The 26602-nt window shown below is 68.5% G+C and carries 17 protein-coding genes and 1 pseudogene; 11 read left to right on the top strand and 7 right to left on the bottom strand.

Going from position 1 to position 26602, the window contains the following annotated elements; genetic code table 11:
* Positions 1–64: 64 nt before the first annotated feature.
* On the bottom strand, positions 65–832 hold the full coding sequence (gene map, locus ACIQ8J_RS15005; protein WP_403272305.1) for a type I methionyl aminopeptidase: 768 nt from the start codon (positions 830–832) through the stop codon (positions 65–67).
* 81 nt (positions 833–913) lie between these two features.
* Positions 914–2083, bottom strand: a complete 1170-nt coding sequence (locus tag ACIQ8J_RS15010; protein WP_403272304.1) for a thiolase family protein — start codon at positions 2081–2083, stop codon at positions 914–916.
* A 277-nt stretch (positions 2084–2360) separates the two neighbouring features.
* On the opposite strand from ACIQ8J_RS15010, the gene ACIQ8J_RS15015 reads away from it, so the two are divergent.
* Both ACIQ8J_RS15015 and ACIQ8J_RS15020 read left to right on the top strand, forming a co-directional pair.
* Positions 2361–2786, top strand: coding sequence for a winged helix-turn-helix transcriptional regulator (locus tag ACIQ8J_RS15015; RefSeq protein ID WP_403272359.1), 426 nt, complete (start codon positions 2361–2363; stop codon positions 2784–2786).
* A gap of 75 nt (positions 2787–2861) precedes the next feature.
* Positions 2862–3122 (top strand): helix-turn-helix domain-containing protein, encoded by a 261-nt coding sequence (locus tag ACIQ8J_RS15020; protein WP_399052484.1) that lies wholly within the window; start codon positions 2862–2864, stop codon positions 3120–3122.
* Between the two features lie 49 nt (positions 3123–3171).
* On the opposite strand, the gene ACIQ8J_RS15025 is transcribed toward ACIQ8J_RS15020, so the two are convergent.
* Complete coding sequence (locus ACIQ8J_RS15025) at positions 3172–3831, bottom strand: NAD(P)-dependent oxidoreductase (protein ID WP_403272303.1); 660 nt, start codon at positions 3829–3831, stop codon at positions 3172–3174.
* A 61-nt stretch (positions 3832–3892) separates the two neighbouring features.
* Between ACIQ8J_RS15025 and ACIQ8J_RS15030 the strand changes: the two genes are divergently transcribed.
* Positions 3893–4264, top strand: a complete 372-nt coding sequence (locus ACIQ8J_RS15030; protein ID WP_403272302.1) for a winged helix-turn-helix transcriptional regulator — start codon at positions 3893–3895, stop codon at positions 4262–4264.
* A 37-nt stretch (positions 4265–4301) separates the two neighbouring features.
* On the opposite strand, the gene ACIQ8J_RS15035 is transcribed toward ACIQ8J_RS15030, so the two are convergent.
* Positions 4302–4481, bottom strand: coding sequence for a hypothetical protein (locus ACIQ8J_RS15035; protein ID WP_403272301.1), 180 nt, complete (start codon positions 4479–4481; stop codon positions 4302–4304).
* Positions 4482–4620: 139 nt separating this feature from the next.
* Between ACIQ8J_RS15035 and ACIQ8J_RS15040 the strand changes: the two genes are divergently transcribed.
* The 6 genes from ACIQ8J_RS15040 (at position 4621) to ACIQ8J_RS15065 (ending at position 10065) form a co-directional block, all read left to right on the top strand.
* Positions 4621–5121 carry a haloacid dehalogenase-like hydrolase gene (locus ACIQ8J_RS15040; RefSeq protein WP_403272300.1) on the top strand — a complete coding sequence of 167 codons (501 nt, stop codon included), beginning with the start codon at positions 4621–4623 and terminating at the stop codon, positions 5119–5121.
* Positions 5122–5157: 36 nt separating this feature from the next.
* A complete protein-coding gene (locus ACIQ8J_RS15045) occupies positions 5158–5304 on the top strand; it encodes a hypothetical protein (RefSeq protein WP_403272299.1) in 147 nt (48 codons plus the stop codon).
* Between the two features lie 135 nt (positions 5305–5439).
* A complete protein-coding gene (locus ACIQ8J_RS15050; RefSeq protein WP_403272298.1) occupies positions 5440–6282 on the top strand; it encodes a nitrilase-related carbon-nitrogen hydrolase in 843 nt (280 codons plus the stop codon).
* Positions 6279–7562 (top strand): aspartate aminotransferase family protein, encoded by a 1284-nt coding sequence (locus ACIQ8J_RS15055; protein ID WP_403272297.1) that lies wholly within the window; start codon positions 6279–6281, stop codon positions 7560–7562. Before ACIQ8J_RS15050 ends, ACIQ8J_RS15055 begins: the two co-directional genes overlap by 4 nt.
* A gap of 85 nt (positions 7563–7647) precedes the next feature.
* Positions 7648–9051 carry a dihydropyrimidinase gene (gene hydA, locus ACIQ8J_RS15060; RefSeq protein WP_403272296.1) on the top strand — a complete coding sequence of 468 codons (1404 nt, stop codon included), beginning with the start codon at positions 7648–7650 and terminating at the stop codon, positions 9049–9051.
* Between the two features lie 12 nt (positions 9052–9063).
* Positions 9064–10065, top strand: a complete 1002-nt coding sequence (locus ACIQ8J_RS15065) for a TIGR03842 family LLM class F420-dependent oxidoreductase (RefSeq protein ID WP_403272295.1) — start codon at positions 9064–9066, stop codon at positions 10063–10065.
* Between the two features lie 213 nt (positions 10066–10278).
* Here the strand turns inward: ACIQ8J_RS15065 and ACIQ8J_RS15070 are convergent, their stop codons facing one another.
* The gene (locus tag ACIQ8J_RS15070; protein WP_403272294.1) at positions 10279–14208 is read right to left on the bottom strand and encodes a LamG-like jellyroll fold domain-containing protein; all 3930 of its coding nucleotides are present in this window, start codon (positions 14206–14208) and stop codon (positions 10279–10281) included.
* A gap of 347 nt (positions 14209–14555) precedes the next feature.
* Here ACIQ8J_RS15070 and ACIQ8J_RS15075 point away from each other — a divergent pair, with 347 nt between their 5' ends.
* A complete protein-coding gene (locus tag ACIQ8J_RS15075; RefSeq protein ID WP_403272293.1) occupies positions 14556–21653 on the top strand; it encodes a polymorphic toxin-type HINT domain-containing protein in 7098 nt (2365 codons plus the stop codon).
* A gap of 1430 nt (positions 21654–23083) precedes the next feature.
* Here ACIQ8J_RS15075 and ACIQ8J_RS15080 read toward each other — a convergent pair.
* Positions 23084–23824 (bottom strand): annotated as a pseudogene (locus tag ACIQ8J_RS15080) (UTP--glucose-1-phosphate uridylyltransferase); the annotation flags it as partial.
* Positions 23825–23968: 144 nt separating this feature from the next.
* Here ACIQ8J_RS15080 and ACIQ8J_RS15085 point away from each other — a divergent pair.
* Positions 23969–25483, top strand: coding sequence for an NCS1 family nucleobase:cation symporter-1 (locus tag ACIQ8J_RS15085; protein ID WP_403272292.1), 1515 nt, complete (start codon positions 23969–23971; stop codon positions 25481–25483).
* Positions 25484–25505: 22 nt separating this feature from the next.
* Here ACIQ8J_RS15085 and ACIQ8J_RS15090 read toward each other — a convergent pair whose 3' ends face one another.
* Complete coding sequence (locus tag ACIQ8J_RS15090; RefSeq protein ID WP_403272291.1) at positions 25506–26561, bottom strand: biotin/lipoate A/B protein ligase family protein; 1056 nt, start codon at positions 26559–26561, stop codon at positions 25506–25508.
* Positions 26562–26602 lie beyond the last annotated feature (41 nt).

Raw genomic sequence — 26602 nt, forward strand, 5'->3', positions numbered from 1 at the left:
GTACCGGTTTCCTCTTCGGGCGCGGCGCGCCGGCATGGGGCGTACGGGGTCGACGGCCGGCGCCCTACGGCCGGGTGAGGATCCGGGGTCCGGCATCGGTGACGGCCACCGTGTGCTCGGCGTGTGCCGCCCGCGCCCCGCTCAGCGTGCGCAGGGTCCAGCCGTCGGACGCCGGGTAGTAGCCGTCGCTCCCGTCGGCGATCAGCATCGGCTCGATCGCGAGCACCATCCCGTGCCGCAGCACCATGCCCCGCCCGGCCCGGCCCTCGTTGGGCACGGCCGGGTCCTCGTGCATGTGGCGGCCGATGCCGTGCCCGCCGAACCCGTCCGGGATGCCGTAGCCCGCGCCCCGGCACACCTGCCCGATCGCGTGCGCTATGTCGCCGATGCGGTTGCCGACGACCGCCGCCGCGATGCCCGCCTCCAGCGCCCGGAACGCCGTCTCGACGAGGCGTACGTCCTCGGGCCGGGCCCGGCCGACCGTGAAGCTGATCGCCGAGTCCCCGGCCCAGCCGTCGAGCACCGCGCCGAAGTCGACGCTGACCAGGTCGCCGTCGCGCAGCCGGTAGCCGTCCGGGATGCCGTGCACGATCGCGTCGTTGACGGAGACGCAGGCGGTGGCGGGGAAGGGGACGGGCGCGAACTCGGGGTGGTAGTCCAGGAAGGGTGAGGTGGCGCCCGCCTTCCCCAGCATCTCCTGTGCGGCGGCGTCGAGTTCGGTCAGGCTCACCCCGACGTCCGCCGCGTCACGCGCCGCGGCCAGGGCGTTCGCGACCACGCGGCCGGCCTCGCGCATCGCATCCATCTGGGCATCGCTCTTGATCTCTACCATGCCCATTACTATACCGGTATTTGAATGGGGTGCGTGCCGGGGTTCCGGACTGACGGGCGAGAGTCTTGATGTGACGGTGCGTCAGACAGCTTCCAGGATCGTCGCGTTGGCGAGGCCGCCCGCCTCGCACATGGTCTGGAGCGCGTAGCGCGCCCCGCGTTCCCGCATGGCGTGCGCCAGCGTGGTCATCAGCCGGGCGCCGCTCGCGCCGAGCGGGTGGCCGAGGGAGATCGCGCCGCCGTGCACGTTCACCTTCGCCGGGTCGGCGCCGGTCTCCTGCTGCCAGGCCAGGACCACGCTCGCGAAGGCCTCGTTGACCTCGAAGAGGTCGATGTCGCCGAGGTCGAGCCCCGCCTTGCGCAGCACCTTCTCGGTCGCCGGGATGACGCCGGTCAGCATCAGGACCGGATCGGAGCCCGTCACGGCGAAGCTGTGCAGCCGGGCGAGCGGGCGCAGCCCGAGGCGGGCCGCCGTCTCGCTGGAGGTGATCAGGACCGCGGAGGCGCCGTCATTGGTCGGGCTGCTGTTGCCCGCCGTCACCGACCAGTCGATCTGCGGGAAGCGCTCGCCGAAGCCCGGGTCCATGAACGACGGCTTGAGCCCGGCGAGGATCTCGGGGGTGGTGGCGGGGCGTACCGACTCGTCGCGGGTGAGGCCCGCGATCGGCGCGGTCTCGGCGTCGAAGAGGCCGTTGCTCCAGGCGTGGGCGGCCTTGTGGTGCGAGGCCGTGGCGAACTCGTCCATCGCGCCGCGCCCGATCGACCACTTGGCGGCGATGAGTTCGGCGCTGATCCCCTGCGGAACCAGTCCCTCCGGATAACGTGCGGCGACCCCTGGCCCGAACGGGTCTTTCCCCGCAGGCACGTTGGACCACATCGGCACCCGGCTCATCGACTCGACGCCGCACGCGACGACCAGGTCGTAGGCCCCGGAGATCACGCCCTGCGCGGCGAAGTGCACGGCCTGCTGCGAGGAGCCGCACTGCCGGTCGACCGTCGTCGCGGGCACGGAGTCCGGGAACCCGGCCGACAGCCAGGCGTACCGGGTGGTGTTCATGGCCTGCTCGCCCACCTGGTCGACGGTGCCGCCGATGACGTCGTCGACGAGCGCCGGGTCGACGCCGCTGCGGTCCACGAGGGCGCGCAGGGTGTGGGCGAGCAGCTCGACCGGATGGGTCCCGGAGAGGGCCCCGCCCGGCTTCCCCCGGCCGATCGGTGTGCGTACGGCTTCCACGATCACGGCGTCACGCATGATGCGCTCCCTCGGCTGTACCCGCGAGTAGGTTGGAAAACTGGATTCACTGTATCTCTGTGGGTAGGGAAATCCAACGGACTGGGTGCGGCTGGATTACGGTGGGGCCATGACCGTGTCCGACCAGCCGCAGCAGAAGCCGTCCCGGAGCGCCGCCGGGCAGCAGTCCCGCACGTCGGGGACTTCAGGGACCGCCGGGATTTCGGGGGCCTCGGAGGCTTCCCGTTCCCCCCGTTCCTCCCGGGCGGCGCGGGGCAAGAACCCGCGCCCGTGCTCGATCGCCGACGCCCTCGCGGTGGTCGGCGAGAAGTACTCCCTGCTCGTCCTGCGCGAGATCTTCCTCGGCGTCCACCGCTTCGACGCGATCGCCAGGAACATCGGCGCCCCGCGCGACATCCTGACCACCCGGCTGCGCAGCCTGGTCGACGCGGGCGTCCTGGAGCGCACCCTCTACAGCGAACGCCCGGCCCGCTACGAGTACCGCGCGACGCGGGCGGGACAGGAACTGCGCCCGGTCCTGCTGATGCTGATGAACTGGGGCGACCGCCACCTCGCCGAGGTGCCGCCGACGGTGTGGCGGCACAAGTGCGGGGCGGATCTCGACCCGGCGGTGATGTGCCGCTGCTGCGGCGAGGAGGTGCACCGCTCCGACATGACCGTACGGTTCCAGGTCCCGGGCTGGTCGGCGCAGGGCCCCGAGTGACGTGACGCCGGGCGGCCTCGTGACCGGCCGGTCACGGCCGGGCCCGTGCCACCCGACACCCCCTAGAATCGCCACATGGTCCGCACTCCTCTCACCCCCGAAGAGCGTGAACGCGGCGAGCGGCTCGGCCGGTTGCTCCGCTCGGCGCGGGGCGACCGCAGCATGACGCAGATCGCGGCGGCGGCGGGCCTGTCCGCCGAGACCCTGCGCAAAATCGAGACGGGCCGCGCCCCGACCCCGGCGTTCTTCACGGTGGCGGCGCTGGCCGCGGTCCTCGGCCTGTCCATGGACAAGATCGCGACCGCCTGCGAACCCCCGCCGGCGGTCGCCGCATGAGACACGCGGCCGCCCGCGCGGCGAGGCGGGCGGCCCGTCCTGCCCGGATTCAGTCGGACACCGCCAGCTGAACCCGCGAGTGCCGGGGCTCCTCGATCTCGTCCAGGACGGCGACGGCCAGGTCGGGGTGCGCGATGTGCCCAGGGCCCTCGATCGCCGTGCCCACCGCCGAGCGGTAGCGGCCGGTGCGCGGGGCGGCGGCGTCCAGGTCCATCGGCGGCACCACCATCAGCCAGTCGAGCCCGCCCCCGGCGCCGGCCAGCGTCTCCAGTTCGGCGACGTGGCCCTGCGAGAAGAGCCGGTACTGCTCGGGAAAGTCCGGCGCGTCCATGATCCGTACACCGGGCGAGGTCTCCAGGGTGGTGGCGATCCCCAGCACCACCAGCCGGGCGACACCGGCCTCGGCAAGACCCTCGATGAGGGCCTTCGCCGCCGAGACGAGGTACTCCTCGGACGGCACGTCCAGCCGTACGGAGGCGTTGACGGCCGCGTCGTGGCCCGCGGCGACCGCCGCCACCGAACGGGGGTCGGTCGCGTCACCGCGTACGACGGTGACGGAATCCGACGCGAGATCCGCGTACTTGGCGGGGTCGCGGACGACGGCGGTCACGCGATGGCCGCGCGACACGGCCTCCGCGACGACGGCCCGGCCGACGCGGCCGCCGGCTCCGAGGACAACAAGGCGCAGGGAAGAGTTCGTTGAGGTCATGGCGGGGACGTTAGGACGGAACCCCCTGGTTACTGCAAAGGTACTGGGCTAGCGTCAGCCCATGACCGACCGCCTGACGCCCGACATGTTCGACGATCCGGACTGCTCGGGACGGTTGCAGCCGTTCCGGGTCGGCGACAAATGGACCGGGCTCGTGCTGCGCTGCCTGGAGAGCGGTCCGCGCCGGTTCTCCGAACTGCGGGTTCCGCTGCACTGGATCACCCCGAAGGTGCTCACCGAGACGCTGCGCGCGATGGAGCGGGACGGCTTCCTGACACGTACCGAGTACGACGAGAACCCGCCGCGCGTCGAGTACGAACTGACCGGGCTCGGCCGCTCCTTGCTCGGGCCGCTGGACGCCGCCTGCGACTGGGCCCGCAGCCATGTGCCCCAGATCGCCGAGGCCCGCGCCTCCTATCTGCGCGGGGCCTGAACGAAGGGGAGGCCCCGCGCTGCCTGATCGGCGCGGCTCACATCGCGGAGGCGTCCTGGCGGCAGGGCGTCGACCTGTACGGGCCGACGGCCGAGCGGCTGAAGGCGGCCCTGGAGTTCCACGCCCGCCGCCAACCGGGCGCGCCGGTCCCGAGCTGGCCGTGCGGCGGCATGATCGTGCTTCCATGGGCCCGGACGTCGAGGTCGCGCTCAACCACCTCCACAACCGGCTGCACACGGAACTGCCCGAGACCGAGAAGCCGCGATGGACGCGCGCACCGCGCATTTCCGGACTTTCAACAGAACGTTGAAAAGTTGGGATTGAGGTGAGTGGGCGGGTGGGCATGGTCCGTAGCAATGGACATGAACACCCGCATCCACCCCGAGGGCCGCGAGCGACGGCCCGCCGCCGCTGCCTTCTTCGACGTGGAGGGGACGCTGCTCGCCGCGTCCGATCTCGCCGCCGTCACCCAGCCGCTCGGCCGGCTGTGGCATCCGCCGGTCCTGGCGGCGCTCCACGGCCACGCGGCGTGCGGGCACCTCGTGGTGCTGGTCTCCGGCGCCAGCGCCGCCGAGCTCGAACCGGTCGTCCGGCACCTCGGCCCCGACGCCGTGCTCTGCTCCCGGCCGCAGGCCCCCATGCTCGGCCAGGGCAAGGGATACGCGGCCCGCAACCTGCTCCGCGAGCACGGCATCGCGGCCGCCGCCTCGTACGCCTACGCGGACGAGGCGGCGGACCTTCCGCTGCTCGCCGAGGTCGGACACCCCGTGGTGGTCGGCGACGACCCGGTGCTGCTCCGGCACGCCCGCCGCGGCAACTGGAACCGCCTCCCGGCCCCCGAACCGCGCGGCCACTGACTCGGATCCGGGCCCCAGGACCCGTACGAACGCCGAGTGGCCGGTCCGAGATTGCGGCCCGCCGCGGTGGCGGCCCGAAGCGGCCGGCCCGAGTCCACCGGCCGGCGGCGGATCGCCCGGCTCGCGGCCGTCGTCGTCGGCCGGTCCGTCAAACGCCCGACCGCCCGCACCGCCATCGGCTGACCTGTGGCGCCGCAATTAGCCTCGCCGTAACTGCGATGGTCTTGCCACGGTGCGTGACGCGCCTTACGGTCTCATCCACACGCGGATCTACGCGTGTGGATTTGGCTGGCTGACGACCCGTCGAAGGAGCAGCTCATGGCCAATGTCGTGCGCGCCGCACTGGTTCAGGCGACCTGGACCGGCGACACCGAATCCATGATCGCCAAGCATGAGGAACACGCCCGCGAGGCGGCCCGGCAGGGTGCGAAGATCATCGGCTTCCAGGAGGTCTTCAACGCCCCCTACTTCTGCCAGGTGCAGGAGGCCGAGCACTACCGATGGGCCGAACCCGTACCGGAAGGCCCCACCGTCACCCGGATGAAGGAACTCGCCCGCGAGACCGGCATGGTCATCGTGGTCCCGGTCTTCGAGATCGAGGGCGAGGGCTTCTACTACAACACCGCGGCCGTCATCGACGCCGACGGCAGCTACCTCGGCAAGTACCGCAAGCACCACATCCCCCAGGTCAAGGGCTTCTGGGAGAAGTACTACTTCAAACCGGGCAACCTCGGCTGGCCGGTCTTCGACACGGCCGTCGGCAAGGTCGGCGTATATATCTGCTACGACCGCCACTTCCCGGAGGGGTGGCGCCAACTCGGCCTCAACGGAGCCCAGTTGGTCTACAACCCCTCGGCCACCTCGCGCGGACTCTCCGCTTACCTCTGGCAGTTGGAGCAGCCCGCCTCCGCCGTCGCCAACGAGTACTTCATCGCCGCCATCAACCGGGTCGGCCGCGAGGAGTACGGCGACAACGACTTCTACGGGACCAGCTACTTCGTGGACCCGCGCGGCCGGTTCGTCGGCGAGGTCGCCAGCGACAAGGAGGAGGAACTCCTCGTCAGGGACCTCGACTTCGGCCTCATCGAGGAAGTGCGCCAGCAGTGGGCGTTCTACCGCGACCGCCGCCCCGACGCCTACGAGGGCCTGGTGAAGCCGTGACCCGTCACCTCCACGACCGCCACAAGGCCGTCCTGCCCGACTGGCTCGCCCTCTACTACAAGCAGCCCATCGAGATCACGCACGGCGAGGGCCGCCACGTCTGGGACGCCGACGGCAACAAGTACCTCGACTTCTTCGGCGGCATCCTCACCACCATGACCGCCCACGCCCTGCCCGAGGTCACCAAGGCCGTCGCCGAACAGGCCGGCCGGATCATCCACTCCTCGACCCTCTACCTCAACCACCAGATGGTCGAACTGGCCGAGCGCATCGCCCAGTTGTCCGGAATCCCGGACGCCCGGGTCTTCTTCACCACCTCCGGCACCGAGGCCAACGACACCGCCCTGCTGCTCGCCACCGCGTACCGCGGCTCCAACCAGGTCCTCGCGATGCGCAACAGCTACCACGGCCGTTCCTTCAGCGCGGTGGGCATCACCGGCAACCGCGCCTGGTCGCCGACCAGCCTCTCGCCCCTCCAGACGCTGTACGTGCACGGGGGCGTCCGGGCCCGCGGCCCGTACGCGCACCTCAGCGACAGCCAGTTCGTCGAGGCCTGCGTCGTCGACCTCGAAGACCTGCTCGGCCACACCCGCAACGTGGCCGCGCTGATCGCCGAACCCATCCAGGGCGTGGGCGGTTTCACCTCGCCGCCCGACGGCCTGTACGCCGCGTTCCGCGAGGTCCTCGACCGGCACGGCATCCTGTGGATCACCGACGAGGTGCAGACCGGCTGGGGCCGTACCGGTGACCACTTCTGGGGCTGGCAGGCCCACGCCCGGAGCGGCCCGCCGGACCTCCTCACCTTCGCCAAGGGCATCGGCAACGGCATGTCCATCGGCGGTGTCGTCGCCCGCGCCGAGGTCATGAACTGCCTGGACAGCAACTCCATTTCGACCTTCGGCGGTTCCCCGGTCACCATGGCCGCGGGCCTCGCCAACCTCACCTACCTCCTCGAACACGACCTCCAGGGCAACGCCCGCCGCGTCGGCGGACTGCTCATCGAGCGGCTGCGCGCGATCGCCGCCCAGCTCCCCGTCGTCCGCGAGGTGCGCGGCCGCGGCCTGATGGCCGGCATCGAACTGGTCAAGCCGGGCACCGACGAGGCCGACCCCGAAGCCGCGGCAGCGGTGCTCGAAGCGGCCCGCGAGGGCGGCCTCCTCATCGGCAAGGGCGGCGGCCACGACACCAGCGTGCTGCGCATCGCCCCACCGCTCACCCTCACCGTCGCCGAGGCGGAGGAGGGCGCGGCCATCCTGGAACGCGCCCTGCACACGGTGTAGTTGAAGAACTTGTACGTGATGTGTACGTGAACGTGTACGTGATGGTGCACGCGAACGTGTACGTGTACGAAAGGGAGCTCCACCCATGAGTACCCGCACCCTCATCCGCGGCGGCCTGGTCATCACCGCCGCCGACGAGATGCACGCCGATGTACTGATCGAGGACGGCCGGATCGCGGCCATAGCGGCACACGGCTCGGCCGCCGCGGAGAGCTGGACGGCGGACCGCACCCTCGACGCCACCGACAAGTACGTCATCCCGGGCGGCGTCGACGCCCACACCCACATGGAACTGCCTTTCGGCGGCACCTTCGCCTCCGACACCTTCGAGACCGGCACCCGGGCCGCCGCCTGGGGCGGCACGACCACCATCGTGGACTTCGCGGTGCAGTCGCAGGGCCAGTCGCTGCGAGCCGGGCTCGACGCCTGGTATGCCAAGGCCGACGGCAACTGCGCCGTCGACTACGCCTTCCACATGATCCTCTCCGACGTCAACGAGTCCTCCCTCAAGGAGATGGACCTGCTGGTCGAGGAGGGCATCACCTCCTTCAAGCTCTTCATGGCGTACCCCGGCGTCTTCTACAGCGACGACGGGCAGATCCTGCGAGCGATGCAGCGTTCCGCCGCCAACGGCGGGCTGATCATGATGCATGCCGAGAACGGCATCGCCATCGACGTCCTGGTCGAGCAGGCGCTGGCGCGCGGTGAGACCGACCCGCGCTACCACGGCGAGGTGCGCAGGGCCCTGCTGGAGGCCGAGGCCACCCACCGGGCGATCCAGCTGGCGCGGGTCGCGGGGGCTCCGCTGTACGTCGTGCACGTATCGGCCGAGGAGGCCGTGGCCGAACTCGCGTCCGCCCGGGACAAGGGTCTTCCGGTCTTCGGCGAGACCTGCCCGCAGTACCTCTTCCTGTCCACCGACAACCTCGCCGAGCCGGACTTCGAGGGCGCGAAGTACGTCTGCTCAACTCCCTTGCGCCCCAAGGAACATCAGGCGGCGCTGTGGCGCGGGCTGCGCACCAACGACCTCCAGGTGGTGTCCACCGACCACTGCCCGTTCTGCTTCGCGGGACAGAAGGAGCTGGGCCGCGGCGACTTCTCCAAGATCCCCAACGGCCTGCCCGGGGTGGAGAACCGCATGGACCTCCTGCACCAGGCCGTCCTGGACGGGCACATCACACGCCGCCGCTGGATCGAGATCGGCTGCGCGAGCCCGGCCCGGATGTTCGGGCTCTACCCGAAGAAGGGCACGATCGCCCCGGGCGCCGACGCCGACGTCGTCATCTACGACCCGCATGCCGAGCAGGTCATCTCCGCCGAGACCCACCACATGAACGTGGACTACTCGGCGTACGAGGGCAGGCGGGTCACCGGCCGCGTCGAGACGGTGCTGTCGCGGGGCGAACTCGTCGTCCACGAGCGGCAGTTCACCGGCCGGGCCGGACACGGCAGCTACGTCCCGCGCGCCACCTGTCAGTACCTCGGCTAGGAGCACCGCACCATGGACTTCGGACTCGTCCTGCAGACCGATCCGCCGGCCGCACAGGTCATCAGCCTGATGAAGCGGGCCGAGCGCAATGGGTTCCGCTACGGCTGGACCTTCGACTCGGCCGTGCTGTGGCAGGAACCCTTCGTCATCTACAGCCAGATCCTGGCGAACACCAAGCGGCTGACCGTCGGCCCGATGGTGACCAACCCCGGCACCCGCACCTGGGAGGTCACCGCCTCCACCTTCGCCACCCTCAACGACATGTACGGCAACCGCACGGTCTGCGGCATCGGCCGCGGCGACTCCGCGATGCGGGTGGCCGGACGCAAACCCAACACGCTGGCCCGGCTCGGCGAGGCCATGGGCGTCATCCGCGACCTCTCCGAGGGTCGAGCGGCCGACGTCGACGGAAAGCGCCTGCAACTGCCCTGGGTCAAGGACGGAAGGCTGCCGATCTGGATGGCGGCGTACGGCCCCAAGGCCCTCGCCCTGGCGGGGGAGAAGGCGGACGGCTTCATCCTCCAGCTCGCCGACCCGTTCCTGACCGAGTGGATGGTGAAGGCGGTCCGCAAGGCGGCGGCGGACGCCGGCCGTGATCCCGAGTCGATCACGATCTGCGTCGCCGCACCCGCCTACGTCGGCGACGACCTCGACCACGCGCGCGAGCAGTGCCGCTGGTTCGGCGGCATGGTCGGCAACCACGTGGCCGACCTGGTGACCCGCTACGGCGAGCACTCCGGACTCGTACCCGAGGCACTCACCGAGTACATCAAGCAGCGCCAGGGCTACGACTACAGCCACCACGGCCGCACCGGAAACCCCGACACCGCCTTCGTACCCGACGAAATCGTCGACCGCTTCTGCCTCCTCGGACCGGCCGAGGCGCACATCGAGAAGCTGAAACGGCTGAAAGCGCTGGGCGTCGACCAGTTCGCTGTCTATGCGATGCATGACGCCCGCGAAAGGGTCATTGACGGCTACGGGGCCACCGTGATTCCGGCGTTGCGGGACTGACCGAGAGTGAACGGGCGGGTCAGGAGGAGTTGACTCCCTATCGCCTCGCTGCCGTGACGTTCAGAACGGCATCGGGTGCTGACCTGCGCTCTACACGGAGCTCCTGCAGGCTAGGAGGAACTGCGCTCGCTGTTTCTCACTGGCCTGCAGGGCTTTCAACCTGATGTGCTGCAGACGCCACCTTTCAAGGCACATTGGTCGGGCTGTGCTGATTTAGGAGTGACTGTACAGGGTCTGGATCTGGGTGGCGGTGAGGGCCATCGGGTAGGTGCGGACGTCGGAGATGGAGCCGTTCATGGGGTCGTACGGCTGGTGGGTGGTGTCTGCCGTGGAGGTGTTGCCGCCGATGGTGAGCGGCGCTGAGGAGTCGTAGGCAGGGTTGTTGTTGATGGCGGCGTTTTGGGTGAGGATGCCGTTGACGTAGAGGGATACGACGTGGCTGTCCGCGTCGTAGACGCCGGTGAGGTGGGTCCAGGTGCCGGTGGTGGGTGTGGGGCCGCCTGTTGCGGTGGGGTAGGTGGTGCTCGGACTGGCGCTGGCGGTGGTGGTCATGAACTGCCAGGTTTTGTTGCTGGTGTAGCCGAGGTAGAACGCCTGGTGGTTGGCGGTTCCTTGGCTGACGGCGACCTCGGTGGTGGCCAGGGAGTTGAGATTGACCCAGGCGGAGACCGTGTAGCTGTGGGTGGTGTCCACGGCTGTGTTCTTGGTGGCGAGGTAGCCGCCGGTGCCGTCGAAGGTGGCCGCACTGGAGGCGGTGCCGGTGTGACCGGGGCCCCAGCCCACAGTGTTGTAGGCCGTTGCCGGATTGGGGCCGTCTGTGTCGGTGGTGTTGCCTGCCAGGCGCCACTGGTCGGCGGCGATGTTGGTGCTGCCTATGGTGCTGGCGGTGTCGAACGCGGTGACCGCGGTGGAGGCGGTGCCGTCCGTGGTCTTGCCGGCCCAGGTTTTCACCTGTCCGTCGCTGGTGACGGCCCATAGGTCGGAGATGCCGTCGCCGGTGAGGTCGCCGTCGGAGCCGACGGTCGGGTAATCGGCGGCCGGGAGGTTTCCGATCTTGGTGCCGGTGGAGATGCCGGTGAGGGTGGGCACGGTTGCCGGGGGTGTGTCGGTGCTGCCCGGGACAGGAGTGGTGCCGGTGGTGAAGGCATAGGCGGTGATGTCGCCTGTGGTGCGGTCGCGAGCCCACAGGCCGGGGCGGCCCGTGTGGTTCCAGTCGCCGGGTGACATGAGGTCCAGGTTCTTCCAGCCGGTGGCCGCCAGGCGGACGGGGGATCCGAGATGGGAGTCGGAGACGATGGGGTAGAACCACAGGGCCGCGTCCCCTGACGGGTTGGTCTCCTCGGTGAGCAGGCCGGTGCGGTTTTGGAAGTGTCCGGCGTTCAGGGTGGTGGTGGAGACGTCGCCGAGAGCTGCGATCTGCGTGGCCGTGGACCAGTCGCTCTGGTAGCCGGTGCAGTCGGTGCCGGAACTGCTGTCCGCACAGGTGGGTTTGGAGATGGATACACGCTTGTCGAAGCGGCCGTCGGTGCCGGTGTTTCCGGGGTTGTAGTAGAAGAACAGCGAGCTGGCGCCGTCCTTGTGGACGATGAGATCGTCAACGTTGAGGCCGCCGCGCAGACTGCCTCGGTGGGTGAAACGGTAGTTCTTCCACGAGTCTCCGTTGAGCGAATTCAGTTTGACCGCAGCGAGCGAGGTGGCGGGGCTGGTGGCCTGAGTGTTGCCGGGGACGCTGTGGGCGTAGAGGTTGTCGTCGCTGTGGGGGACGAGGATGTCGGGGGAGCCGTCGCCAGTGGTGTCGCCGAAGACTGGTGCGGGGCCGCTGGGGTTCCAGGGGACGTAGAAGGCGTAGGGGGCTATCTGGGAGTAGTTGCCGGCGTTGTCCTGAGCTTGGATGTAGAGGATGTTGGTGCCCCAGTGGGTGGGGGTCACCGTCAGATTTCCGGTGGGGCGGGTGCTGCCGCACTGCCAGGTGGCGCCGGCCATCGTGGGATCGAAGCCCCAGCGAACGCAGGCGAGTCCGGAGGCGATCCCGGTTGCGGGACTGGGGTCGGCGGCGGTGAAGGGTACTTGCCCGCTCTGCCCGACGTGCAGGGTGGTGGTCTGGCCGTTGCCGGCGGGAGGGAACGTGGTGCTCGGGTCGGCGACCTGGCCGGTGGGTGTGGTGACGGTGGGCGGGGTGAGGTCTACACGGAAGTGGCAGGTGCCGTTGGCCGCTGAGGCGAGGAGGCCGTCGCTGGCCGATACATCCCAGGCGTAGGCGTGGCCGTCGGTGAGGTCACTCTGCGGGATGGTGAAGGACACCTGCTTGCCGGAGGACACGTAGCCGCCGCCGTTGCTGTAGCCGGCGCCGTGCGAGGTGGTGGGGAATCCGCTGACGGAGTCGTCCCACAGGTCGAAGTAGCCGCGCACGGGCTGGGAGGCGGGGCTGGTAACGGTGGCGTTGAGCTGGAGACCCTGGGCCAGGCCCGGGTTGCCGACGAAGGCCCGGTCGGTGGGGTTGGTGGTGGGCTCGCACGGCTGGGTGGTGTTCGTAGAGGTGTACTGCGGGTTGGGTGTTGCATTCAGGGACGTGGGCAGGCTTGGGGTCCGGTCGTAGGTGACGGTGAGGCTGGGGCTGTAGGTCAGGCGCTTGAAGCCGATCTTGTCCTCCTCCATGCCGTGCAGGCCGAAGGCGATGCGAGTCCAGTTGCCGCTGGCAGCGCGCTGAAGTGTGGAGGTGACATCGAAGGAGAACGGCACGTTGCCGTAACAGCCGGACGAGCCTGAGCCGCCGACCTGCACGTTCTGGTTGAGGGAGACTTCGGTGGGAGCGTTGTTCCAGGTGGTGCTGTTAGTGATACCTGCTTCGGCGAGTTCCAGGTACACCGGGTAGGTGTTGGTGCACGACCAGTCGGACGAGAGGTACTCGGACAGGTTCAGCGTCGCGGAGTGGATGACGGCGCCGCCCAGCGCACCGATGTTGTTGAACTGGTAGAAGGTCCGCTCCAGGCCCGTTGCTACCTGGTAGTCCTGCAGCCCGATTCCGGGATGGTCACTGTCTCCGCCGGTCTTGCCGAAATTGGAGGTGCCCGGATACGCCTGCTGGATCCACGTCCAGTCGGGGGCCGTGGAGTCGAAGGGGAGCCAGGACGGGTCGATGTAGACCGGGTACTGGGTGCCCGAGCCGGCCAGCACGCTCTGCACCGGAGTGATGTTCACGTTGCCGGCGCTCGCCGAGGTGGACATCACGGCGGTCTGCGCACGGGAACCGGGGCCGTCCGCGCTGCTCGCGGCCGGGTTGGGACTGGCGACTTCAGCGGGACTGGCGGCTCGGGCCGTCATCAGCCGTGAAGCGGATTTGCTGGGGGCCGGGGTGGTGCTGGAGTCCCACATCAACGGGGCTGAGGCGACGAAGCCTGGGGTATTGCTGGTGGTGTCGACGGCCTGAAGGTTGCCGTTCGCGTCGGCTGAGACGTTCAGTCCGCTGCCCGAGGTGGCCAGCTTCAGTTGCGCCAGAGCCGGATTGGCTGCGGCCGTAGCGGACTTGACGATCAGCACATGCCGGATGCCGCCCTGCGCGGTGACCTTCGCCTGGAGGTCGACGCCGGGCAGAACCTCGGCATAGGTGGCGTCATCCCCGACCAGGGTCGGCTTGGGCAGGGTGAACGGCACACTCACCGACAGTGTCTTGCCCGCTGCGTTGGTCAGCGTGGCCAGCGGTCCGCTGCCGCCACCCGACAGCCGCACCGGATCGACCACGGCCTTCGGGGAGATGGAACCGTCGCTGTTCGATATCAGCGTCACGTCCACCGGGACCCAGTTCGAGCCACTTTTGGCCCGGGCGGGCTGCATGCCGGTGGTCGTGGCCAGGGTGCCGTCCGGGTTGGCGAATGTCTGCGCATAGGGCGTGGTCAGTGTATCGATGACCTGGGCCTGCCCGGTGGCCTTGGCCCTGGCCTGCGCAGCGGCGGTCGCCGCCTCGTCCGGAGGTACTTGGGCCAGATGCTGGGCGTCGCCCCGCGCCGGGTCGGGCGGTGTGTCGGCCTGAGCCGGCAAGGCCAGCCCGAACACGGCGGTGACCAGGGCGATGACCAGCGATCCGCCCGTACGCCGCCGCTGCGATCTGCGCCGTCTGCCCTGCCTGTGCGTACTGCTGCCCCCCATGCGGGCTCCCCTCCCAAAAGCGAACGCGCCGGTATGGGCGCGTGGTTGGAGCACAGTAGCCGGGCTGAAGAGATGCAGGTCAAGGACACATTTCGGATGTTCCCCACTACCTGCTGACAGGGCGGGTGTTATTCACGCACCGCAAGCTAATGATGAGGCCAAGTGTGGGTCATGTGTTGGTTTGGTGTTCGAAATCCCCGTTACCGTCGCGAAGTTGACGCCGTCTGCCATGGGCATGGCGGTTCTTTGTTGTGTGAGGGGTGGGGTACATCGTGGGGGGTTGGGGTAGAACGTGGCGCCGCTGGGCGCGCGGACGCCGGAGCGGTTGGCTTGGCACGGTCACTGTGGTGGTGACCACAGCGACGCTGATGGGCCCGGTGCCCGCGCAGGCGATGGACGCCGCCAAGCCGGTGGATTCGCACAAGAAGTGGACCCCGCCGCACACCGCTCTTCCCCGCGCCATCCCCGTGCACACCACCAAGGCGCCAGGCCCGTCGGCGGTGAAAACGCATTACAAGGTGCCAGGAAACTGGGCCGGACCGGTAGCTGCGGCCCCGGCTCCCGAGGGCACTGCACCGCTCACTCTCACTGCCCAGGTGGACGCGGCTTCGAAGCAGGCTCCCCGAGCGGGCAAGCTCCCGGTCTGGGTGACCCCGGCCGACGGCGGACGCAAGCAAGCGGCCTCTGACCGGCAGGCCGAGACAGCTCAGCCCGCCAAAGCTGGCACGGCGTTGACGGTCGGCGTCCTTGATGCCGCGACGGCACACTCCATCGGCGCCCAGGGGCCCGTGGTGACCGTGGACCGCGGTGGAGCCGGCCCGGCAGGCCGGATCGAGGTCGGCCTCGATGTCCGCCAGCTCGATGCATCTTTTGGCGCCGACGCGTCGTCGCGGTCCCGTCTGGTCGCCCTGCCGGCCTGCGCACTGACCACCCCCGCGGCGCCGGACTGTCGCCAGCAGACCCTCCTTCCCTCCCGCTTTGACTCCGCAACGGGCCGTTTGGTGGCCGCTGTCACCCTGCCCGCCGCGGCACCGGCCCCCGCCTCGGCGGAGAAGTCCGCGGCAGTCGATACCCAGCCGCTGGTGCTCGCCGCGACGACGACCTCCGGCGGCGGGGGCGGCACGTACACGGCCAGCAGCCTCTCGCCGAGCGCGGCCTGGGAGGCCGGATCCAGCAGCGGCGGCTTCACCTACAGCTACCCGATCCAGGTCCCCACCCCGATGGGCGGGGACGCGCCGAAGATCGCCCTGTCGTACGACTCGTCCGCGGTGGACGGACGCACCTCCTCGACCAACAGCCAGGCGTCGTGGATCGGGGACGGCTGGGACTATTCACCGGGCTTTGTCGAGCGCACGTACAAGTCCTGTGACCAGGACGGCCTGAAGTACTCCGGCGACTCCTGCTGGGGCGGCTACAACGCCACCCTGTCCTTGCCCGGGCACTCCAGCGAGCTGGTACGCGACGACACCTCTGGAACCTGGAGACTGAAGAACGACGACGGCTCGAAGGTCGAATTCCTCACCGGCGCCGACAACGGCACCAGCACCGGCGAGTACATCAAGGTCTCCACGACCTCCGGCAGCACCTACTACTTCGGACTGAACCACCTGCCTGGCGGCGACAAGAGCGACCCGGCCGCCAACTCGGCCTGGACCAAGCCGGTGTACTCGCCCAAGAGCGGTGACGCCTGCTACGACGCGGCCAAGGGCGATGCCTCCTGGTGCCAGATGGGCTGGCGGTGGAACCTCGACTACGCCGTGGACCCCCACGGCAACCTCACCACGTACAGCTACACGGCCGAGTCCAACTACTACGCGCGCGGCGGCGGTCAGAACCAGGGCACGGGCACCCAGACCTCCTACACCCGCGGCGGAGCCCTCGCCTCCATCGCCTACGGGCAACTCCTGTCCGACCAGGTGACCGCAAAAGGCAAGCTCAATCCCGCAGCGAAGGTGCTCTTCAACGCGGCGGCGGAGGGCCGCTGCTCCACCGCGGGCAGCTTCACCTGCACCGGCGCGACCCTGTCCGCCTCGAACGCGGCCCACTGGCCTGATGTTCCGTACGACCAGAACTGCACCAGCACCGGTACCTGCACCAACTACGCGCCGAACTTCTGGTCCAATATCCGCTTGGCGTCGATCAGCACGCAGGTGCTGTCCAACGGCGCGTACAAGAACGTCGATACCTACGCGCTGACCCACACCTACCCGGACCCGGCAGACAGCAACAAGCCCACCATGTGGCTGGCCGGCATCCAGCGCACCGGCCAGGACGGCACCCCGGCGATCACGCTGCCCCAGGTGTCGTTCACGGCAGCCGAGCTGCCGAACCGGGTCGACGGGACCAGCCTGGTACCCGCGCCGACCATCTTCAACCGGCCCCGCATCCAGACGATCACCACCGAGACCGGTGAGCAGATCCAGGTCGACTACAACCTGCCCGCCTGCTCCCGGGTGAACAAGGTCATGCCAGCCTCGGCCGACACGGACACGCTGGCCTGCTACAACGTCAAGTGGTATCCGCCGGGAAGCATCTACGGGGCGGACCCGGCCTCGGACTGGTTCAACCGCTACACCGTCGCCAGCGTGACCGAGAACGACCCGGTTGCGCACACCACCTCCAAGGTGACCAAGTACCAGTACGGTGCCGCCGCCTGGCATTACGGCACCAGCGAGGTGATCGACCCCAAGACCCGTACCTGGGACGAGTTCCGCGGCTTCGCGTCGGTGACCACGGCCACGGGCAATGGTCAGGACGGCCCGGTCACCCAGGCCGTCACCAAATATCTGCAGGGCATGGACGGCGACACCCTGCCCGGAGGCGGCACCCGTTCGGTCAAGGTCGCCGATTCGCTGGGCGAGCAGGTCACCGACTCCGACTGGCTCTCCGGCCGGACCCTGGAATCCGACACGTACAACAAAGCCGGCGGCAGCCTGACTGCTTATTCGGTCACCACCGCCACCGACCCCGCCACCACCGCCACCCACGTGCGGGGCTCCGGACTGCCCGACCTGGTTGCCCGCTACAACGCCACCACCGCGGTTGCCACGTCCAAGGCCCTCAAGGCGGACGGAACCTGGCGCGCCACCGTCACGACTACACGCACCGACGCGGCCCATGCGAACCGCACCACCAGCGTGGACGTCGCCGCCGACGGGCAGCCGGAGCAGTGCACCCTCACCTCGTACGCCGACAGCAGCAACGCCCTCATGACCGGCATGGCCGATGAGGTCAAGACACTGTCCGGCAGCGGTGCCTGCACCGCCACCCCGACTGCGGCGAACACGGTGAAGGACACCCGCACCCTGTTCGACGGGCAGCCTTTCGGCAAGTCCGGCACCCAGGGCGACGCCACCAGCGGCCAAGTGCTCGACCACTACGACGGCTCGGGGACCCCGGTATTCACCACTACCGGAGTCAACACCTACGACGGCTACGGGCGCATCACGTCGGTAACCGACCCCAACACCACCGACACCCAGCACCCGGGCGGTGCCACCACCAGCACCGTCTACACGCCGGCCAAATCCGGCGAGCTGCCCGCCACCGTCACGGTCACCAAACCCGCCCCGGGCAGCAGCACGGACTGGACGTCCACCACCACCATGGACGTGGGGCGCAATCAGGTACTCGCCAGCACGGATCTCAACGGGAAGACCACCACCAAGAGATACGACGCGCTCGGCCGCGTCACCGCGGTGTGGGCGCCGGGCCGCACCACCTCCCAGAACGCAAACGCCACGTTCACCTACGCCGTGAACGGCAGCACCGGCCCATCCACGGTCACCTCGGGTGTGCTGCGCAACGACGACGGCTACAAGCAGTCGTTCGCCCTCTTCGACGGATTTGGGCGGCAACGCCAGACTCAGGCCACCCCGGGCCTGTCCGCCTTCACCGGGCGGCTCATCACCGACACGTACTACGACTCCCATGGCTGGCCGGTCGAGACCCGCAGCCCGTACTACGATGACGCCACCGCCCCCGGCACTAGCCTGGTCACCACCACTGACAACCAGACCCCTGGCCGGACCAGCACCGTCTACGACGGCCAGGGACGCCCGACCGCGTCCGTCTTCTCTTCCTACGCCGCCGAACAATGGCGCACCACCACGGCATACCCGGGCGTGGACGAGACGGATGTGACCCCGCCCCAGGGCGGCACCCCAACCACTGCCATCACAGACGCCCTTGGGCACACCAGCGAGCGGTGGCAGTACAAGACACCGACGGCGACCGGCCACGCCAGCGATGCCGACGTCACCGCGTACACCTACACACCGGACGGCAAGCCGGCCACCCACACCGATGCCACCGGCCAGAACCGCTGGTCGTACACCTACGACCTCATCGGCCGGCAGACCTCCACCACCGACCCCGACACCGGCACCACCACCCTCACCTACGACCGCGACGGGCGGCTGGCCACCTCCACCGACGCGCGCAAGCAGACACTCAGCTACGACTACGACCTGATCGGCCGCAAGACCGCCGAATACAGCACCACCTCGCCGTCCACCACCCCGGTGCCGCTCGCGGCCTGGTCGTACGACAGCGTCAGCAGCGCCAAGGGCCAGCCCGTCAAGGCAAGCCGGTTCGTGAACGGCAAGACCGACGCCCCCTACACCAGCGAGATCACCGGGTACGACAACGGCTACCGGGCCACCGCCACCACGGTCACCATCCCGGCGAGCGAGGGCAAGCTCGCCGGGACGTATACGTCGACGGCCACCTACGACCCGGTCACCGGGGAAGTGACCGAGTCGTCCACAGGCGCCCGCGGCGACATTCCCGCCGAGACCCTGGACTACAGCTACGACGTCTACGGTCCGCTGGGCTCCTTCGGGTCGAGTGCCACCACCTACGACGTGTCCACCGACTACGACGCGTTCGGCCGGGCAGTGCGTACCACGGCCAACCCGTGGGGCACCCAGATCGTCGCGACCGACAACTACGACCAAGCCACCGGCAACCTGCTCTCCTCCTGGATCGACAAGCAGACCGCCGCCAACGGCGCAGTTCAGCAGACCAGTTACAGCCGCAACCCGGCCGGGCAGCTCACCGCCATCCAGAACATCCCCGACAACGCCCCGGCCCAGACAGACCTGCAGTGCTTCAGCTACGACTACCTAGGCCGCCTTACCACCGCATGGACCGACACCGGCGCCACCAGCGCCAAGGCGCAACCGTCCGTGCCGAACATCGGGGGCTGCAAGAACACCACGCCCACCAGCGGGGCAGCAGCGGGCAAGACCACCGTCGGCGGGCCGGCCGCCTACTGGTCCTCCTACGCCTACGACACCACCGGCAACCGCACCGGCCTCACCCAGCACGATCCCTCCGGTGACACCACCAAGGACGTCACCACCACCCCGGCATTCGCCCCTGCCGGACAGGCCAACCAGCCGACCACGGCGGCGAACACTGGCGGCGGCACCGGCGGCGCCCATGCCCTGCTCTCCACCACCAGCAGCGGTCCCGGTAACCCCGGTTCGAGTGCATACCAGTACGACGCCACCGGCAACACCACCGCCATCACCACCACTGCCGGCACCACGTCCCTGACCTGGGATGCCGAGGACAAGCTCGCCACCGTCGCTTCCACCGGCAGCAGCGGCACCACCAGTTACGTCTACGACACGTCCGGCAATCAGCTCGTCCGCCGTGACCCCGGCAAGACCACTCTCACCATCGGAACCGACGAACTCACCCTCGACACCAACACCAACCAGGTCACCGACACCCGCACCTACGCCCTGCCCAACGGCCTCAGCGCCGTCCGCACCGGCAGTGCCATCACCTGGCAGTCGAGTGACAACCACGGCACCGCCGCCCTCTCCCTCGACTCCAAGACCCTCGCCGAAACGCGCCGCCCCACCGACCCCTTCGGCAGCCCCCGCGGCACCCAGCCCACCAGCTGGGCCGGCGACCACGGTTTCGTCGGCGGCACCCAGGACCCGGCCACCGGCCTGACCAACCTCGGGGCCCGCGAGTATCAGCCCTCAACCGGCCGCTTCATCAACCCCGACCCGATCCTCGACCAGGCGCAGCCTCAGCAGTGGAACGGCTATGCCTACAGCAACAACAACCCCGTCAACCTCTCCGACCCCACCGGACTGTGCCCACGCGACCTCTGCGGCGACGGCTACCTCATCGGCGGAGACGGCTCCCGCGGCTACACCGGCGAACGACCGGGCGACGTGGAATGCAAGTCGTGCAATGACCGGCTCGGCAGCATCGGCAGCGGCCCTGTAAGGGATGACTCGTCCAGCGACGACACGTCCAGCAAATCCACCTGCTATTACGCGATGGGGATGAACATGTGCAGCGACGGCGGTGCCCCGGCGGCCGCAGACGCTACACGAGACACCACCAACACCTACAACCCCCGGGGCAATCCGGGCGGCTACCCCGTCGGCGACCCCAGCCAGAACGGCCCGTGCACTACCGCATGCAAGGTGGCACTTGGCGGCACCGCAGTGATCGGGTGCGCGCTGCTCTGGGAAGCCTGCCTGACCGGAATGGCAGACCTCGCGGCTGGAGGCACCGCCTCCATCGAGCTCCAGGCTGCCGGCACCGGAGCAGCAACAATCGGGGCGGGAGACACAGCCTGGAACCTCTTCAAGGGAGGCTCCGAGGCAGGCGAAGGAAAAACAGCCGGATCCCTCGGAAACTGCTTCCTCGCCGGCACCCAGGTCCTCATGGCCGACAAGTCGACCAAGAACATCGAACAGATCAAGGTCGGCGAAGAAGTACTGGCCACCGACCCAACAACCGGCAGGGCATCAAGAAACAAGGTCACCGCCCTCATCGTCACCGAGGGAGACAAGCACCTCAACGAACTGACCATCACCACCAAGGACGGCCCGAAAAAGCTCACCGCCACAAGCCAACACCCCTTCTGGGTCCCCGCCGAACAGCGCTGGGTACTGGCCGCAGACCTCAAGCCCGGCACCGCCCTGCTCACCGACCAGGGCGCAACGGTCACCCTCCAGGCCAATCGCGCCTTCAGTAAGCGCACACGCACCTACAACCTGACCGTTGCCGACGTCCACACGTACTATGTGCTGGCAGGGGCAACGCCGGTGCTGGTGCATAATTCCAACTGCCCCGACGTAACTGTTTTCCACTACACCGACAAGAAGGGCTTCAATGGAATCCGGAGCCAAAGCCCTTACCGAATCGATCCTGGTGACTCAAAGAATGGGGCTGGTCCGTTCTTTACGACAAAGAGCCCAGATGACCTGACTGCTCCGAGTGCATTTAAGAAGCTCGGGATCACGAATGCCAAGTCGCAATTTGTGATGCAGTTTACAGTTCCCAGGAGTTCGCTCGTGCCGCTGCGCGGCGATCGCGGCCAGTTCATCTTTACGATCCCTCAGGGAGTCACTATTCCGAGGCCTAATGCACCATACTTCGGACCTACGAACGGTTGGAGCGGCCAGTGATCACAGGTAGTGACAGCGTCTTCGTGGCATGTGGGCCAGTCTCAAGAACCATCGAGCGATTCCTGGATGATTGGCTACTCCGATGGCCGGAGCTCAGGATCGCGCTTGGCGACGATCCTGAGGTGGGATTTTCTGCTTGGGCTTCGGCCGAGTTGAGGATCCCAGACTCGGGCCAAATTCTCATTGCTCGAGATGAAGTAATGGAAGCAGAGTGGGATGAACTCGGCTACGAACTTGATTCAAGTCAAGAGGGTCCGTTCTGTATCGCGTATGAGCCTTGCCAGCGCAGGACCTTGAACGTAACCGCTCTCGAGGATCCATATGTGCGCGATGGATTCGGTTACGATCCCTATGACGTCACGCTAGTCGGGCCCCGGCTTCATCTGGTTTCGGTGGTGACGCCAGACATTGAAAGTGGATTTTCTCGTGCAGTTCTTGCGGGTCTAAGGAAGCGGCTTAGCGAGGCCGGAGAATCCGCAACCCAGTAATGTGCCAAAAGTGCAGGAAGCTTCGCCGGGGGTCGCTCCGGCGAAGCTTCTGCACTGCAGCTGCACACCTTGTGACGTCTTATCGCTGTCGTCGTTAAAATCCCGGCTGGCACTGCTAATTAGCCGCCGGGGTTGATCTGTTACTGCATAGGCTGCACTGAGGCAAGTGCTGATCGGTCATAGATAGACGAAGCCTATCCAGATGGAACGGCGCTGCCCCTGGGGCATGTTCGTCTTCTCTGGCGATCCGCGGCTGGCGACGGAAACAGCCGAGCTCGTGCAACGAGGCGGCCTGATCCTGCGTCTGGATGGAGGCTGGGAACAACGGGAGGCGATGTCTCTCTTCCAGGCAGCCTGCGCCCGGGAGCTTGTGCTACTTCGGCCGGCTTCACTGTGAACTCCACTGCGTGCGGCCAGGGCTTCTATTCGTGCCGTCGGCTACACCTGGCTGCTGTAGGGAGCTGAGTCGGGTGGGCAGTTCGCGGGCTGTACCGGAACAGAGTCAGGCACGACCCCTGCGCGATCTCGAGGTGTCGAGTCCCTGATCGCCGACGGAAGACCGCACCTGGCCGTCCATCATCACTCATTCCGGGGGGATCGGCTCGCCGCTGCACTATCACCGCCGACGCCACGTCACCCTCGTACGCATCTACGCAGTCACCGACCTGACGGCCCACCAGGCTGGCACCCCCGAGATTGCGCACCGCTTGCATCGGCCCTGGGACGTCGAGAACAAGATCCACCACCCCACGCCATGGCCAGCCTGTGCGACCTGGCCATCGGAGTCCTTAGCCTCGCCGGCCACGCCAACATCGCAGTCAGCTTCCGCCAGCACTCCCGCAATGCCACCCGACTCCAATCCACGACCGACATCACCTGGCCAACCTGCACTGGTCCCCTGAACGACGTCCGCTGGACCGCGATTCGCATGCCAGCTAGGGCGCGTTCGCATGCGAGTCGGACGATGACGCGCAGGTAGTCGCTGCGGTCGCCGGTGTCGTAACGGCGGTAGATGAAGACCACGCCGTATACGGGGGCCGTCGTCGTTCTCGCTGGGGGACATCTCCTGCGGGGCGGCGGTGAGCTGGATCTTGTCGCCGCGGCCGGGCGGGATCTTCTTGATGGATTCGAAGACTGCCGGGTCGACCACGTACCGGCCGGTGATCGCGTAGGCGGAGGGGGCCTCGCCGGGCGGTGACGCTGCCGCCGCATCTTCCTGCAGGTCGATCATGCGGGACAGCAGAGGGTGCGCGGGGCGATGAGGTCGTCGCCGAGCAGCACGGCGAAGGGCTGGTCGCCTACGTGGGGTTCGGCGCAGAGCACCGCGTGCCCAAGGCCCTCGGGGTCGCCCTGGCGCACGTAGTGCAGGGTGGCCAGTTCACTGGACTCCCGTACCCGGGCCAGACGGGAGCCGTCGCTCTTGCGGATGAGCGCCTCTTCGAGCTCGTGGTTGCGGTCGAAGTGGTCTTCCAGGGCGCGCTGGGTCCAGCCGATGATCACCAGGATGTCGGAGAGGCCCGCCGCCCGCGTCGCCTCGACCACGTACTGGATGGCCGGCTTATCGACGATTGGCAGCATCTTCCTGGGCGTGGCCTTCGTCGCCAACAGGAGGCGGGTGACGAGGCCGGCCGCTGGGATGACGGCCTTGGTCACGGCGCAGGGTCGGGGAGTGCGTGACGGCATTGCTGTGCGCGTTTCCTTGGCGGTCGTAGACGCCTACGATCAGCAGATCATCCCTGCCCTGCGCTGACCCACCGCCGCTCAACTCCCCTACCCGCACGGCCCGTTCGCCTCCCGCATCGTCTCCCCGAACGAATGGCCTGTTTCATGACCGAACCCACCGTCATACCCGTACCCGCCACCGACGACGCTCCCGACGGCCGGTTCGCCAATGAGGATCTGCGGCCGGTGCCGCCCGGGGAGCGCCGCTGGACGACGTACAACTTCGCCGCCCTCTGGGTCGGCATGGCCCACAACATCCCCTCCTGGACGCTCGCTTCCGGTCTGGTCGCCCTCGGCATGGACTGGAAGCAGGCGGTCTTCACCATCGCGCTCGCCAACCTGATCGTCCTGGTCCCGATGCTCCTGACCGGGCACGCGGGACCCAAATACGGCATCCCGTTCCCCGTGCTCGCCCGTGCCTCGTTCGGACTGCGCGGGGCCAACCTGCCCGCGATGATCCGCGCCGCCGTCGCCTGCTGCTGGTTCGGCATCCAGACCTGGATCGGCGGGCAGGGCATCTTCGTCCTGCTCGGCAAGATCTTCGGCGGCTGGAGCGAGGTGTCGCACATCGGCGGCCAGCCGTGGACGCTCTGGCTCTGCTTCCTCGTCTTCTGGGCGCTCGAACTCGCCCTCATCCACCGGGGGATGGACACCCTGCGCCGCTTCGAGAACTGGGCGGCGCCCTTCGTCCTGGTCGGCGCGCTGGTCCTGCTCATCTGGATCGCCCACAAGGCAGGCGGCTTCGGTCCGCTCCTGGACCAGCCCTCCAAGCACGGCTGGGGCCCCGGTTTCTGGCCGGTGTTCTTCCCGTCCCTCATGGGCATGATCGGCTTCTGGGCGACGCTGTCGCTGAACATCCCGGACTTCACCCGCTTCGGCAAGGGCCAGCGCGCCCAGGTCTGGGGTCAGACGCTCGGCCTGCCCACGACCATGACGGCGTTCGCGCTCCTCTCCGTCCTGGTCACCTCCGGCTCCCAGGCGGTGTACGGGACGCCGATCTGGAACCCCGTCGACCTGGTGGCCAAGACCGACAACGTCTTCGGCCTGCTCTTCGCGCTGCTGACCGTCCTGGTCGCCACCGTCTCCGTCAACGTGGCGGCGAACGTCGTCTCACCCGCGTACGACCTCGCGAACCTCGCCCCGAAATTCATCAACTTCCGCAGGGGAGCGCTCCTTACGGGCGTGATCGGCGTGGTGATCCTCCCGTGGAAGCTGACCTCCACTCCCGAGCTGTACATCTTCACCTGGCTCGGCGTCGTGGGCGGGCTCCTCGGCACGGTCGCCGGGATCCTCATCGCCGACTACTGGGTGGTGCGCCGCACGGTCCTCGATGTCGCCGACCTGTACCGGCCGGGCGGCCGCTACTGGTACACCGGCGGCTGGAACTGGCGGGCGGTGGCCGCCTTCCTGGCCGGCGGCCTGCTGGCGGTGGGCGGCTCGTACTCCACGCTGGACGCGAAGGGAGCCAAGCTGGGCCCGTTCCCGGCGGACGGCCTGATCCCGTTCCTGAAGCCCCTGGCGGACTACGGCTGGGCGGTGGGGCTCGGGTCGGCGCTGGTGCTGTACGTCCTGCTGTCGGTGGGCCCGGGTTCCGCACGGCGCGGCGCCGGTCAGCGGTAGCCGCAGGCGCTCGTGCCCGCGCCTACGGCACGCGCGCCGTCCACTCCTCGCTGCTGAACTTCGTCGCCGCGAGCTCCCGCGCCCGGGTCATCTCCTCGTCCGTGACCCTGCCTTCGGACAGGCCGTACCGGGAACGGAAGGACGCGATCATCCGCTCGATCACGGCCTCGCGCGGCAGACCGGTCTGACGCCGCAGTGGGTCGACGCGCTTCTTGGCGCTCTTGGTGCCCTTGTCGGACAGCTTCTCCTTGCCGATGCGCAGCACGTCGAGCATCTTGTCCGCGTCGATGTCGTACGCCATCGTCACGTGGTGCAGCACCGCGCCGTCGTCCGCCACCATCCGCTTCTGCGCCGCGCCCGCGATCTTCCCGGCCTCGGTCGCGATGTCGTTGAGCGGCTGGTACCAGGCCTTGACGCCCATGTCGCCGAGCGCGCCGAGGACCCAGTCGTCCAGGTAGGCGTAGCTGTCCGCGAACGACAGGCCCTGCACGAGGGCGTCGGGCACGGACAGCGAGTACGTGATCGTGTTGCCGGGCTCGATGAACATGGCGCCGCCGCCGCTGATCCGCCGCACGACCGTGATGCCGTGGCGCTCGGCGCCCTCCGGGTCGACCTCGTTGCGCAGCGACTGGAAGCTGCCGATGACGACGGCGGGGGCGCCCCACTCCCACACGCGCAGGGTGGGCGGGCGGCGGCCTGCGGCGACTTCGGCGGTGATGACCTCGTCCAGGGCCATGTGGAGCGCGGGGGACTGCGGGGCCTCGTGGATGAGCTGCCAGTCGTAGTCGTTCCAGTCGGTGGCGTGGGCGAGCGCCCGGCGGACGGCGACCGCGACGCCTTCCGAGGTCAGGCCGTACATGGTGGTGCCGGGCGGCAGTGCCGCGTCGATGCGGGCCGCGAGTCCCGCCGCGTCGGTGTCGGCCGGGGCGCCCTCCAGGGCCCGGTTGATCGCCAGGATCGCCTCGTCGGGCTCCAGGAAGAAGTCGCCCGCGACCGTCACGTCCCGCAGGACTCCGTCGCGGGTGTCCAGATCGACCACCACGAGCTTGCCGCCGGGGACCTTGTATTCGCCGTGCACCGCTTTGCCTCCATCTGCTCCGAGCGGGCTCAACGGTAATC

It is taken from the genome of Streptomyces sp. NPDC094147 (assembly GCF_044764265.1).
Classification (GTDB): domain Bacteria; phylum Actinomycetota; class Actinomycetes; order Streptomycetales; family Streptomycetaceae; genus Streptomyces.

What these genes read in the sequence shown, in the direction of transcription:
- map (WP_403272305.1), bottom strand. Translation starts at nt 832, where the DNA reads ATGGTAGAGATCAAGAGCGATGCCCAGATGGATGCGATGCGCGAGGCC.
- ACIQ8J_RS15010 (WP_403272304.1), bottom strand. Translation starts at nt 2,083, where the DNA reads ATGCGTGACGCCGTGATCGTGGAAGCCGTACGCACACCGATCGGCCGG.
- ACIQ8J_RS15020 (WP_399052484.1), top strand. Translation starts at nt 2,862, where the DNA reads ATGGTCCGCACTCCTCTCACCCCCGAAGAGCGTGAACGCGGCGAGCGG.
- ACIQ8J_RS15025 (WP_403272303.1), bottom strand. Translation starts at nt 3,831, where the DNA reads ATGACCTCAACGAACTCTTCCCTGCGCCTTGTTGTCCTCGGAGCCGGC.
- ACIQ8J_RS15030 (WP_403272302.1), top strand. Translation starts at nt 3,893, where the DNA reads ATGACCGACCGCCTGACGCCCGACATGTTCGACGATCCGGACTGCTCG.
- ACIQ8J_RS15040 (WP_403272300.1), top strand. Translation starts at nt 4,621, where the DNA reads ATGGACATGAACACCCGCATCCACCCCGAGGGCCGCGAGCGACGGCCC.
- ACIQ8J_RS15050 (WP_403272298.1), top strand. Translation starts at nt 5,440, where the DNA reads ATGGCCAATGTCGTGCGCGCCGCACTGGTTCAGGCGACCTGGACCGGC.
- hydA (WP_403272296.1), top strand. Translation starts at nt 7,648, where the DNA reads ATGAGTACCCGCACCCTCATCCGCGGCGGCCTGGTCATCACCGCCGCC.
- ACIQ8J_RS15065 (WP_403272295.1), top strand. Translation starts at nt 9,064, where the DNA reads ATGGACTTCGGACTCGTCCTGCAGACCGATCCGCCGGCCGCACAGGTC.
- ACIQ8J_RS15070 (WP_403272294.1), bottom strand. Translation starts at nt 14,208, where the DNA reads ATGGGGGGCAGCAGTACGCACAGGCAGGGCAGACGGCGCAGATCGCAG.
- ACIQ8J_RS15085 (WP_403272292.1), top strand. Translation starts at nt 23,969, where the DNA reads ATGACCGAACCCACCGTCATACCCGTACCCGCCACCGACGACGCTCCC.